The sequence below is a fragment of the Mesorhizobium sp. M0217 genome (assembly GCF_040321955.1).
Classification (GTDB): Bacteria; Pseudomonadota; Alphaproteobacteria; order Rhizobiales; family Rhizobiaceae; genus Mesorhizobium.
Genome location: NZ_JAMYSN010000001.1, coordinates 899356 through 911797 on the forward strand (window position 1 = coordinate 899356; position 12442 = coordinate 911797).

At 63.8% G+C, this 12442-nt stretch carries 13 protein-coding genes; 9 read left to right on the plus strand and 4 right to left on the minus strand.

The window, feature by feature from the left end; translation table 11 throughout:
* Position 1: 1 nt before the first annotated feature.
* The 3 genes from NKJ18_RS04460 to NKJ18_RS04470 are packed head-to-tail and all read right to left on the minus strand — an operon-like array spanning position 2 to position 3623.
* Entirely contained in the window at positions 2-1384 is a 1383-nt protein-coding gene (locus NKJ18_RS04460) for a glutamine synthetase family protein (RefSeq protein ID WP_352757862.1), read from the minus strand.
* 6 nt (positions 1385-1390) lie between these two features.
* Positions 1391-2674, minus strand: coding sequence for a glycosyltransferase (locus NKJ18_RS04465; protein ID WP_023698837.1), 1284 nt, complete (start codon positions 2672-2674; stop codon positions 1391-1393).
* A 10-nt stretch (positions 2675-2684) separates the two neighbouring features.
* A complete protein-coding gene (locus NKJ18_RS04470; RefSeq protein ID WP_352757863.1) occupies positions 2685-3623 on the minus strand; it encodes an FCD domain-containing protein in 939 nt (312 codons plus the stop codon).
* Positions 3624-3858: 235 nt separating this feature from the next.
* Between NKJ18_RS04470 and NKJ18_RS04475 the strand changes: the two genes are divergently transcribed.
* The 9 genes from NKJ18_RS04475 to NKJ18_RS04515 all read left to right on the plus strand — a co-directional run bounded on the left by NKJ18_RS04475 (position 3859) and on the right by NKJ18_RS04515 (position 11799).
* Entirely contained in the window at positions 3859-4923 is a 1065-nt protein-coding gene (locus tag NKJ18_RS04475; protein WP_023698839.1) for a polyamine ABC transporter substrate-binding protein, read from the plus strand.
* Between the two features lie 94 nt (positions 4924-5017).
* Entirely contained in the window at positions 5018-5860 is an 843-nt protein-coding gene (locus tag NKJ18_RS04480) for an ABC transporter permease (RefSeq protein WP_023712268.1), read from the plus strand.
* 186 nt (positions 5861-6046) lie between these two features.
* On the plus strand, positions 6047-6838 hold the full coding sequence (locus tag NKJ18_RS04485; protein WP_352757864.1) for an ABC transporter permease: 792 nt from the start codon (positions 6047-6049) through the stop codon (positions 6836-6838).
* Positions 6835-7908, plus strand: a complete 1074-nt coding sequence (locus NKJ18_RS04490) for an ABC transporter ATP-binding protein (protein WP_352757865.1) — start codon at positions 6835-6837, stop codon at positions 7906-7908. The genes NKJ18_RS04485 and NKJ18_RS04490 overlap by 4 nt, the downstream gene beginning before the upstream one ends.
* Positions 7909-7917: 9 nt before the next feature.
* Positions 7918-9192: a glycosyltransferase gene (locus NKJ18_RS04495; protein WP_023707560.1), complete on the plus strand. Its 1275-nt coding sequence runs from the start codon at positions 7918-7920 to the stop codon at positions 9190-9192.
* Positions 9189-9539 (plus strand): cupin domain-containing protein, encoded by a 351-nt coding sequence (locus NKJ18_RS04500; RefSeq protein ID WP_023672949.1) that lies wholly within the window; start codon positions 9189-9191, stop codon positions 9537-9539. The genes NKJ18_RS04495 and NKJ18_RS04500 overlap by 4 nt, the downstream gene beginning before the upstream one ends.
* A 21-nt stretch (positions 9540-9560) precedes the next feature.
* Positions 9561-9902, plus strand: a complete 342-nt coding sequence (locus NKJ18_RS04505; RefSeq protein WP_352757866.1) for a cupin domain-containing protein — start codon at positions 9561-9563, stop codon at positions 9900-9902.
* A 23-nt stretch (positions 9903-9925) separates the two neighbouring features.
* Positions 9926-10270, plus strand: a complete 345-nt coding sequence (locus tag NKJ18_RS04510) for a cupin domain-containing protein (RefSeq protein ID WP_352757867.1) — start codon at positions 9926-9928, stop codon at positions 10268-10270.
* Between the two features lie 20 nt (positions 10271-10290).
* Positions 10291-11799, plus strand: a complete 1509-nt coding sequence (locus tag NKJ18_RS04515; RefSeq protein WP_352757868.1) for an aldehyde dehydrogenase family protein — start codon at positions 10291-10293, stop codon at positions 11797-11799.
* 55 nt (positions 11800-11854) lie between these two features.
* Here the strand turns inward: NKJ18_RS04515 and NKJ18_RS04520 are convergent, their stop codons facing one another.
* Complete coding sequence (locus NKJ18_RS04520) at positions 11855-12394, minus strand: invasion associated locus B family protein (protein ID WP_023672953.1); 540 nt, start codon at positions 12392-12394, stop codon at positions 11855-11857.
* Positions 12395-12442: the final 48 nt, after the last annotated feature.

A 12442-nucleotide genomic window follows, 5' to 3' on the forward strand; every position in this document is an offset into this window, starting at 1 on the left:
ATCACACCTTCAGCAGCAAATGGTCGCGTTCCCAGCTCGTGACCACGCTCTGGAACAGGTCGAGTTCGACGCTCTTGACGCGCAGATAGGTCTGGAAGAAATCCTCGCCCAGCAGTGCCCGCACCGGCTCGCAAGCGGTGAAACGATCAAGCGCCTCCTCCATGGTTTTCGGCAGCGTGCTTTTGATCTTGTAGGCATTGCCAGATGCCTCGGCCGAGCGCGCCAGCTTCTGCTCGACGCCGAGATAGCCGGCAAGCAGCGAACCGGCGATCGCCAGATAGGGATTGCAATCCGCTCCCGGCAAGCGGTTCTCTACCCGCCGGGCGGCGCGGCCACCTGCCGGCACGCGCAGGCCGCAAGAGCGGTTGTCATGCGACCATTCGATGTTGGCCGGTGCGCTGTGGTTCGGCCGGATGCGGCGGAACGAGTTCACGTTGGGTGCGAATAGCGGCATGATCTCGGGCACATATTTCTGCAGGCCGCCGATGAAATGGCCGAACATTTCGGTATCTGCATCATCTCTGTCGGCAAACAGCGCGGCGCCTGTCGTTTCATCGACGACAGACATGTGCAGATGCATCGAGCTGCCGGCCTGCGCGGCGATCGGCTTGGCCATGAAGGTGGCGTGCATGCCGCTCTGCTGCGCTGCCTGGCGCGTCAGCCGCTTGAACAGCAGCACCTGGTCGGCGAGTGGCACCGCGTCGCCGTGCAGCAGATTGATCTCCAGCTGCGCGGTGCCCGATTCATGGATCAGCGTGTCGAGCGGCAGGCCGGCGGCTGCGGCATAATCATAGACGCGCCTTATCACCGGCTCGAATTCTTCCAGCGCCACCATGTCATAGGGATGCTGCGAGCCCTCGGCGCGGCCATTGGCGCCAACCGGTGCCGTCAGCGGCTGGTCGGGATTCGGATTGGGCGCGGTCAGATAGAATTCGACTTCCGGCGCCACCACCGCGCGCCAACCGCGCTTCCGGTAGAGATCGAGCACGGCGCGCAGCACATGTCGTGGCGAGGCCATCCAGGGCTTGCCTTCCATGTGGAAGGCGTCGGCGAAGACATAGGCTTTGCCAGCGCCACCGCCCGGCGCCAGGCACAGCGTCGACATATCAGGCACCATGCGCATATCCGGGTCTTGATAGGCAAAGCCTTCGTCGATCGAACCGGAGTAGCGGCCATCGATGCTGACCAGGAAAGCGCTGCTCGGCAGGTAAAGTGCGCGGTCTTCCAGCGCCTTGAGGAATTTTGCTGTCGGCAGCGCCTTGCCGCGCAGCACGCCATTCATGTCGGGCACCAGGCACTCGACCTCCGTGATGCCGTGCTGGGCGAGCCAGGCCTTGGGATCGTTGCCGGTGAAGAGAGCGGTGTTGGTATTTTTGTCCTGCATTTTGGTTCACGTACCTATGAGAGAGAGTATGGCTTGCGCGGCCACATCCGTTCCAGGGGTCAGCGCCATCTTGGCAGCATTGTCCCTGAGGCGGGCGCGCATCGCATCGTCGGCCAGCAGGCCGAGAATGGCTCTCTCCAATCCCCCTTCCGTCCAGGCGTCGCGGCCGATATGGTCGCCGACACCTGTCTCTCCCGCGCGTTGCGCATTGTCGTGACCGTCCCAGCAATAGGGCATGATCAGCGACGGCACGCCGAAGCGCAGCGCCTCGCAAAAGCTGTTGTTGCCGCCATGGTGGATGAACAGGTCCGACTTCGCCACCACCGAAGGCTGCGGAAACCAGGCGTCGAGATAGACATTGTCCGGCACCGCGCGATAGGCGTCGCGCAGGCCGCCGGCATTGACGATGAAGCGCGCCGGCAGCCTGTCGAAGACGGCGAGCATGCGCTCGATCAGCCCGACATCCATCGCGCCGAGGCTGCCGAAGCTGACATAGACCAGCGGGCCGCCATTGCGCGGAAACACCGGCACCTCGAATGGCCCTTCCGAACGCACGCAGCCTTCGAGATAGACAAAGCGTTTGGGGTCGAGCGGCTCGGCCCGCTCACGCCGTACGATCGCTGGCGTCAGCAGCAGATTGAGGTCGGGTGATGTCTCGAGGAACAGGCCCTTGGGCAACGGCGCCAGGCCGGCATCCGCACGAAAACGGTTGAAGCGCTCATGCGCGGGTGCGGAGGCCGCGAGATAGCGCGCTTCGAACGCCGCACGTTGCGGGTCGTCGGCACCCATCCCCGAGAGATAGGGCGGCACCTCGGCATCCGGCAGTTCCGTCTCGGCACAGGAGACGACGCGCACCCACGGGCAGCCGGCGGCGGCGATCGCCGGGAACATGATGACGTTGTCGAGCACCACCGCGTCCGGCTTCAGCCGCGCCAGCAATTGGCGCAGCGGCGCCTCGGCGTTGACGGCGGTGTCGACGATCGCTTGCCAGGTCGGCGCGACATAGGTCTCGAGCTGGTCGATCGGGCTCAGCCGGAAATGCGGCAGGTGCCGGCGCACGAAGGCCTGCCAATAGCTCTGGCGGTCGCTGTCGCTCAGCGGCTCATCCGTCGGCAGATGGTATTCCTGGAAGCCATAGTCGGTAAAGACGCCGGAGAAGCCGGCATGGCAGATGAAGACGGGGCGAGCGCCCCGTGCGCGCAATGCCTGTGCGATACCGACGCAATTCAACGCGGCGCCGAAACTGGCTTCGGGAAACAGCGCGATGGTCGGGCTGGCTTTACGCGTCAATTATTCCTCTTCAATCCGGCCGGCTGATCATGCTGAACAGTGCGGGAGCTCCGCGGCTGGCTGCTTGCGGTCGCTGGCTGCGGGAGAGCCGCAGGTGGATGCGAAGCAGATCGGCAGCCACCTCATACTGCCGGCTTTCAAGATAGTCGAGTATGCCCGAGTGTTCGCGCAACGATTGCCGCAGCCGAAACACGTTGACGCCGGAATAGATGCCCGGCAGCCGGCGCAGGCGGAGATGATCGGCCAATGCATCCGACACAAAACGGTTGGCGCAGCCCTCGGCGATCATGCCATGAAAATCCATGTCCAGCCGCTGGAACTCGCGCGTGTCGAATGTCTCGTCCGGCAGCGCTGCAAGCGCTTCCATGCCTTGCCGCAACATTGCTGCCCGCGCCCCGTCCAGCCGAAAGCCTGGCGTCAGGATGGCCGCCGGCTCTAGCACCAGGCGGAACTCGTAGCTTTCGCCTTGCGCCTCCGGATCGTCCGGCGCGCGGCGAAACAACCAGGATTGCCCAGGCGCACGATCCAGAAGATTCTCGTCGGTCAGTTTGTTAAGTGCTTTTAGTACCGTCTTGCGATCAGCGTCGTAGCGTCGCATCAGCCCCGCGATGGTCACCGTCTGGTCCAACCGTCGCGCCGAGCGGTCGCGCAGGATGGATTCGGCGAGCTCGTCTTCCTCCGCACTGGGTAGTTCGGCGGCAATGGCGGGCTGGGCGGCGAGGTCGACCGTCAGATGATAACCGCTGTCGGCCTCCCAGCGCGCCACGCCCCGTTCCGCGAGCAGGCCGAGTGCGGCGCGTACGGGCGTGCGCGAGACATTGCACAGCGAGGCGATCTGCTGTTCGGGCAGGCGGGCGCCAGGCTCGAAGCCACGCTGCCGCGCCACATCCAGGATGCGCTGCGCCAGATCGAGATGGTTGGTGCGAGGTCGTCTGGCTACGGCTTGCATGACTTTTCTCGAATGCGAATGTGGCGCATTGGTCTGGCTGATCGCCGGAACAGGGACAATCGGCCAAATTCCTCCGTCGGTTGACAGATTATGGATTGACGTACTTTTTTCTGCAATAGTACTGTCGGCACAATCGGCGAGAAAAGACCGAGGGAACAGGATCGAGGCAGGCGCGCGCGTCGCCGGCCTTGGTCCGGCAAATGATTTCGACGATCAAACCGAATGGGAGACTGCCATGACCGCTACCAGCCTGCGGCGCCGTGCGCTCAATACATCCTCAATCGCTCTCGGTCTCGCCCTGACGCTCTCGGGGCCGGCCGCCGCAGCCGACCTCGTTATTTCGAACTGGGATGGGTACATGGCACCCGACGCCATGGCCGCTTTCAAGACCGCCACCGGCGTTGCCGGCGAAGTGGTGGTGCACGCTACCAATGAAGAGATCATGGGCAAGCTGATTGCCGCCGGCGGCAAGGGCTATGACGTGGTCTTCGTCTCCTCGCCCTTCGCCGAAGTATTAAACAAGCTTGGCCTGACCGAGCCGATCGACCATGCCAAGATCCCCAACCTCGCCAACCTCTATCCCGAAGCGACCAAGCTGCCGCACGATGCCGGCAACGCTTTCTCCGTGCCTTACACCTGGGGCACGACGGGCCTCTGCTACCGCTCTGACCTTGTCAAGACGGCGCCCACGAGCTGGAGCGACCTGCTCGCCCCTTCCGACGAGATGAAGGGCAAGACCACCATGCTGGCGACCGATCGCTGGCTGCTGGCCGCCGGGCAGCTCGACAAGGGCTATTCGGTCAACGAGACCGACCCGGCCAAGATGGCCGAGGTCAAGGACCTCTTGATCTCCGCCAAGAAGACCCTGCTCGCCTATGACGACACCACCTTCTATTCCAAGCTGGTTTCCGGCGAGGCGCTGATGGTGCAGGCCTGGGACGGCTGGTGCAATTACGGCATCGCCGACAAGCCGGAGATCAAATACGTCATCCCTAAAGAAGGTTCGGACCTGTGGGTCGACACGATGGTGGTGATGAAGGCGTCCGAGCACAAGGACGACGCCTTCAAGTTCATCAACTTCATGCTCGACGCCAAGAACCACGCCTGGGCGGCGCAGAACATCGACTACAAGGTGCCGAACAAGCCGGCGATGGAAAGCCTGCCGGCCGACTTCCTGGCCAAATTCCCCAACATGGCGATGCCGGTGGCCGATCTCGTCAAGTTCGAGCAGTTGCGTGACGTCGGCGAAGCCCAGCGCGACTATTCCAAGATCGTCAGCGAGATCAAGGCCGCGCAGTAAGCGGCGCAGACTTCACGGCCGGCAGCACTTCTGCCGCCGGCCCTGAGCGGTACCCGAGAAATTGTCCCAGACCCGACTTCGTTCCTCTCTGCTGATGGCCCCGGCGCTGGTCTGGCTGACCGCGCTGATGGTTATCCCATGCGCCCTGGTGCTGGCGCTCGCCTTCTTCCGGCGCGGCGTCTATGGCGGCATCGACTACACTTTGACGCTGGAAAATTTCGGGTTGGTCTTCGACCCGCTCTATGCCGGCATCTTACTCAAATCGGCGCGTATCGCCGGCACCGCGACCCTGATCGCGGTGGTGATCGGCTATGCCGCCGCCTATGCGATCGCGGCCGCCCCGCGCCGGTGGCAGCCGGTGTTCCTGTTTTTCGCCGTGCTGCCGTTCTGGTCCAACTACCTGATCCGCACCTATGCCTGGATCGTGCTGCTCAACCGCGAAGGCCTGATCACCCAGCTCTTGCGCTGGTTCGGCTACACCGGCGAACCGCCCTCGATGCTCTATACCGAAGGCTCGGTCATCGCAGGCCTCGTCTACAACTATCTGCCCTTCGTCATCCTCGCCTGCTACGCGCCGCTGTCACGCCTCAACCCGGAACTGGCCGAGGCCTCACGCGATCTCGGCGCCTCGGCTGCCACCACCTTCCGACGTGTCATCCTGCCGCTGACCGTGCCCGGCATCGCTGCGGGTGCTGTCTTCGTCTTTGTGCTGTCGATCGGCAATTTCGTCACCCCGGCGCTGCTTGGCGGCGGCCGCTTCCAGATGATCGGCAACCTCGTCTACGACCAGTTCCTGACCGCCAATGACTGGCCGTTTGGCGCGGCATTGGCGATGGCGCTGATCGCCATCATGCTTCTGGTGCTGATGGCGCAGGCGCTCGCCGCCGACCGCGCCGCGGGGCGTGCGGCTGAGGCAAGGGGTGACGCCTATGGCTGAGCGCCGCGCAATTCTTGCCTTCTCCCCGTTCACCGGGAGAAGGTGCCCCGAAGGGGCGGATGAGGGGCGGCGTCAACCTTTGCGACTCTCAACGCTGCCCCCCGTCTGCCTGCCGGTAGCTTCTACCCGCGAACAGGGAGAAGGACTCTGGTCGTTCGCTTGCCCTCCAATTGTCGGAGGCCGGCGATGACCCATTCCTTCACCCGTACGCTCGGCATGCGGACGATCCTCACCCTCGTCTTCGCCTTCCTCTACATCCCGATCGCCGTGCTGGTGGCGCTGTCCTTCAACGAAGGCGGATTGCCGACGGCATGGTCGGGCTTTTCGCTGAAATGGTATGCCTCGCTGGCCGGCAATTCCGCAATCCTTTCCGCTGCGCTCAACACGCTGATCGTGGCGTTGGTCTCCACGGCCATCGCCACGCTGCTCGGCACGCTGCTGGCCATCGGCATCGAGATGCGCCGGCAATACGGCAGGGGTCTCGAGGCGCTGATCTTCGCACCGATGATCATCCCCGACATCGTCCTGGCGATCGCTCTGCTGTCGTTCTTCTCCATGCTAAACCTGACCATGGGCCTGCACACCATCATCCTCGCCCATGTCGTCTTCAACCTCGCCTTCGTCTGCTCGGTGGTGCGCGCAAGGCTAAAGAGTTTCGACTGGTCGATCGTCGAGGCCTCCGCCGACCTCGGCGCCGCGGCTCTGACCACCTTCCGGCGTGTGACATTGCCGGTCATCGCGCCGGCAGTGATTGCCGGCGCTCTGCTTGCCTTCACGCTCTCGGTCGACGAGTTCATCATCGCCTTCTTCACCGCCGGTGCCGGCCGCGCCTCGACGACGCTGCCGATGCAGATCTACGCCATGATCCGCTTCGGCATCACGCCGGAGATCAACGCGCTGGCGACCATCGTCATGGCGGTATCCATCACCGCGCTGACCCTGTCGCAGCGGCTCAACCGTGGGATCATCGGCCAATGAGCGAACCGCGCACGCTGCTGGCCATTGATAACGTTTCGAAGAAGTTCGGCCGGGTCACCGCCGTCGACGGCATCTCGCTCGACATCCGCGAAAACGAGTTCTTCGCGCTGCTTGGACCCTCCGGCTGCGGCAAGACCACGCTGCTGCGCATGCTGGCCGGCTTCGAGACGCCAACCGACGGCCGCATACTGCTCGATGGCAAGGACATCGCCCGGACCCCGCCCAACAAGCGGCCGGTCAATCTGATGTTCCAGTCCTACGCGCTGTTCCCGCATATGAGCGTGCGCGCCAATGTCTCCTACGGGCTGGAGATGGAGCGCTTGCCGAAAGCTGAAATCCGTTCCCGCGTCGAGGCCATTCTGGCCACCACCGAGCTTGTCCCCTTCGCCGACCGTAAGCCTGAGCAATTGTCGGGTGGCCAGAAGCAGCGCGTCGCGCTCGCCCGCGCGCTGGTCAAACGGCCTCGGTTGCTGCTGCTCGACGAACCGCTCGGGGCGCTCGACAAGAAACTGCGCGGCGCCATGCAGTTGGAGCTGAAGCGCCTGCAGCACGAAGTCGGCATCACCTTCGTCATCGTCACCCACGACCAGGAAGAGTCACTCGTCATGGCCGACCGCATGGCGGTGCTCAAGGACGGCCAGTTGCTGCAATGCGACGCGCCGCATGCGATCTACGAGCATCCCGCCGACCGTTTCGTCGCCGACTTCATCGGCGTAATGAATTTCGTACCGGGCAAGGTGTCTGCGGATGGCGTGATCGCCGCGAACGGCGCGCGCATTGCCGGCAAGGTTCCCGCCGCGCTTTCACCCGGCGCTTCCGCCGTGGCCTCGGTGCGACCCGAACGCATCCGGCTGTTCCCGTCACCCGAGACCGCCAACCGCACCGCCGGCATGGTCGAGGCGCTGGCCTATCACGGGCTGGACCTGCAGTTGCATATCCGCACGCCTCTGTCGCCAAAACCATTTCTGGTGCGCGTCACCGCCGATGCCGCCGACCGCCGGCCGGTCTCGTCGGGCGATCAGGTCGAACTCGGCTGGGACGCCGCCGATGTCAGAATTTTTCAGGAATAGGAGAGCTTGATGGCGCAGAAGACGATCGCGTTTTTTCCCGAAGCGGCCTACGGCCCGGCGCTCAATTCGGTCGGCATCGCGCAAGCGGTCGAGGCGCGCGGCCATAAGGCAGTGTTCCTGTCCGACCCCGGCTTTGTCGATGTCTACAAGGGTTACGGCTTCGAAGCGCATCCGGTGAACCTGTCGGAGCCGATGCCGCCCGAGCAGATGGCGAAATTCTGGGAAGACTTCATCAACGGCCACATCCCGAACTTCCGCAAATCGCCCTACGATCAGGTCGACAATTACGTGAAGGATTGCTGGACCGCGATCGTCGACAGCGCCAAATGGGCGCAGAAGGATTTGCCGCGAGTCCTGGCCGCCATCAAGCCTGATGTCATTTGCGTCGACAATGTGATCCTGTTTCCGGCCATCAAACAGTTCGGCAAGCCTTGGGTGCGCGTCATCTCCTGCTCGGAAAACGAGATCGAGGATGAGGACATCCCGCCGCATCTCTCCGGTTGCGGCGAGAACGACCATGTCGGCCACCAGCGCTATCGCGATCATTTCAATGCGGTGATCAAGCCCATCCACGACGACTTCAACGCCTTCCTCACCGCAAACAATGAAGCGCCATACCCGGTCGGTCAGTTCTTCGAGGCCTCGCCCTATCTCAATCTCCTGCTCTATCCCGAAGCGGCAAAGTTCAAACGCCGCCATCCGCTTGATACGACAAAATTCCAGTATCTCGAAGGCTGCGTGCGGCAGGAAAAGCCATACGCCGTGCCGACCTTCGCCGAGAACAATGACGGGCCGCTGCTCTATGTTTCCTTCGGCAGCCTCGGCGCCGGCGATGTCGATTTGTTGAAGCGCATCATCACAACACTGGGCAAGACCCGTTACCGCGCGCTGGTCAATGTCGGCGGCTACAAGGACCAGTACACGGATGTGCCGGGCAACGTCATCGTCGAGAGCTGGTTTCCGCAGCCTTCGGTCATTCCGCAAGTCGATGCGGTCATCCACCATGGCGGCAACAACTCGTTCACAGAGTGCCTCTATTTCGGCAAGCCGGCCATCATCATGCCCTATGTCTGGGACGGCCACGACAACGCCACCCGCGTCCAGGAAACCGGCCACGGCTTCGGTATGCCGCGCTACGACTGGAGCGACGCCCAGCTGATCAGCAGGATCGAAGCCTGCCTGACTGACACCAAGATGAAGATCAGGCTGGCGAAGACCTCGGCGCAGATGCAGGCCCAGAACGGGCCTGAGAAGGCAGCCGGGCTGCTGGAGGCGCTGCTGTGACCTCCTCCGCCCCGCATCTCTACCAAGCCTCCACCCGCACCGACCTCGTCGACTGGGGCGCCCAGTCCGACGCGCTGGACGGCGCGTCGCACTCGACCGGCAGGCTTGTCCACAAAGGACCCAACAACCAGCCGGAATCCGGCATCTGGGTGTGCACGCCCGGCCGCTGGCGGCTCTCGATTCCGCGCGACGAATTGTGCCATTTCGTCGCCGGCCGCGCGACGTACCGGTCGGATGCCGGGGAGGTGGTAGAAGTCGCAGCCGGGACCGTGGTCATGTTCCCTGCCGGCTGGACAGGCGAATGCACCGTGCATGAGACCATGCGCAACGTCTACATGCTGGCTTGAACAGCAACGGAGCTTCCCAATATGCCGACACCGCACTGGCCAAAGGCCTCGACCGTGAAACTGGAGGACTGGGGCGGGGGCAGCAACACGCTTGCCGGCTCGCCGCGCGCCTCGGGCAGGATCCTCTCGCAGAACCCGGACGGCTCAAGCGAATGCGGCCTGTGGTCGTGCACGCCAGGCAGCCGCAAGGTTACCTTTGCCGCCGACGAGTTCTGCCATTTCCTGTCGGGCCGCGGGACCTATGTCCGCGAGAATGGCGAAGAGATCCCGGTCGAGACCGGCATGCTGGTGTTCTTCCCCGCCGGCTGGGCCGGCACCTCCACCATCACGCAAACACTGACCAAGGCCTTCATGTGCCGCTGAGCACTTTTTTAAAGGAAATCGCCATGACCACGCCCATCATGCAATCCCCGCTTGCCATCACCGACCTCGTCGACTGGGGCGTCATCCCGACCATGATCGAGGGCGTGTCCCACACCTCGGGCAAGCTGCTCTACAAGGGGCCGGAGGGCCGTTCGGAATGCGGCCTGTGGGTCTGCACCCCCGGCAAATGGCACTGCCATGTCACCCGCGACGAGTTCTGCCACTTCCTCGAGGGCCGCTGCACCTATGTGCACGTATCGGGCGAGGTCATCCAGATCGAGCCGGACACGGCGGCGTTCTTTCCTCAGAATTGGAAAGGCGTCTGCACCGTCCATGAGACCATCAAGAAGGTCTACATGATCCGCTGAGCGGACCTGAAAGGACGACCATGCAATTCTCCGCTGAACGGCCGGCTTTCTTCGTCAATCCGGACTACCGGCCGATGACCGGCACGGCAAAACCGGTGATCGATCCGGCGACGCTGGAGACCGTCGGCTCGATCTCCGCCGCAACGGACGGTGAGGTCGATGCGGTGCTGTGTGCCGCAACCACGGCACAAGCCACCTGGAAGCAGCTCGATGCCAAGAGCCGGGCAAAGCATCTGCATGCGGTCGCCAACGCCATCGAGGCGGCGGACTTCACGCGCTGCGCCGAGCTGATGGTGCGCGAGATGGGCAAGCCCTATCCCGAAGCGATCGGCGAGATCGCCAATTGCGCGCCGATCTTCCGCTACTATGCCGAGATGGCGCGCGACGACGCCGGCAAGATCGCCGGTACGACGCAGGCCGGGTCGTTCCAGTATGCGCGCTACGAGCCGTATGGCGTCTCCGTGCACATCATGCCTTACAACTTCCCGATCCTGCTGATGTGCTGGACCGTCGCGGCCTCGCTTGCCGCCGGCAACGGCTGCGTCATCAAGCCGGCCGAAGCGACGACGCTGTCGACGCTGGACTACATGACGGTGTTCCGTTCACTGCCGGAAGGGCTGGTCGCCTGCCTGCCTGGCACGGCCGCCACCGCGCAGGCGCTGATCGCCTCCGAACGCATCCACGCTGTCGCCTTCACCGGCTCGGTCGCCGCCGGCAAAGCCGTGGCAGTCGCCTGCGCCGAGCGCATGAAGCCTTGCGTCATCGAAGCCGGCGGCAGCGATCCGCTGATCATCAGCGAGCACGCGCCGCTCGACGTGGCGGCTGCCGGCAGCGTCACCGCCGCCTTCCACCTGACCGGCCAGGTCTGCACCTCGGCCGAACGCTTCTTTGTCGTCGACTCGGTTCACGATCGCTTCGTCGAGCTGTTCGCCGAGAAGACGCGGGCGCTGCGCATCGGCAATGGCATGGACAAGACCGAGATCGGCCCGCTGGTCAGCGAAGCCGCCCGGGCGAAAGTGATGCGGCTGGTCGATGATGCTATCAGCAACGGCGCTATAGCCGTTGCCGGCGGGCGCATTCCGCCGGCGCACAACACTGGCTGGTTCTACGAGCCAACGATCCTGACCGGCGTCACCCCCGATATGGCGATCGTGCGCGAAGAGTGTTTCGGACCGGTCGCCGCGATCTGCCGCGTCAAGGATTTCGACGAGGCGATCCGGCTTGCCAATGACAGCCCGTTCGGCCTCGGCGCCTCGGTGTTCACCACCGACCTCGCCGAGGCGCATGAGGCGGCCGAGCGGCTCGAGGCCGGCATGGTCTGGGTCAACAACCCGCTGATCGACAATGACGCCTTGCCCTTCGGCGGCTGGAAGGCATCAGGCCTTGGCCGCGAGCTGGGACGCCAGGGACTCGACGCCTTCCGACGCTCCAAGATGGTCATCATCGACCACAGACCGGCGATCCAGGACTGGTGGTATCCTTACCCCGACAGCTGGTTCCGCGAGACAGGCGGCCGCAAGCACGTGTGAGTCCGGCCGGTCCAAAACGTAAGCTGATGCTTACGCATCTGCCGAGATAGGCCGGCTATTTCAACGCTTGAAGCTTGTCGATCGCGGCAGTGAATCCGGCAAGCGAGACCGGAATGGTCACCGGCTTGCGCGTCACCGACTCCATGCCGATGTTCAGGTTGGTTCCCGATTTCATCGCCTTGACGAGGTCCGCCGACAAAGGGGTCGCGGCATAGGCGCCGTTCTGGTCGCTGGTCTGGATGGCAATGGTCGTCTTCTGCCCCTGGTCGATCTGGTACGAGGCGCCGGAAGGCAGGAACAGCCCGTGCGGCAAGGCCAGCAGCATGGCGAGGTTGCCATTGCCGTTGTCGCGGCGAACCGTAACGGTAAGAACGCGCTGCCCCGTCTTGGCCTCGGTAAGGTTTTGGGAGACCTGGCATTGAAGCTCGATGCCGGCCGATCCGCTGGCGCAGTTTAGCGCCCACGGATTGCCTTCTGCAGGCTTGGTCTCGGCAGATGTGGTTGACTTCGGCTCTTCGGCAAGCGCCGACCCTGCCGTCACGACCAGCCATAGCGCGCCGACCCAGGCGGCCCGGCCACAAACGGTTCTCAGCAAGGAAGCCACCCGATCCTCGTCGTGTCAGGGTTTCGCCGAGCGCGTTGA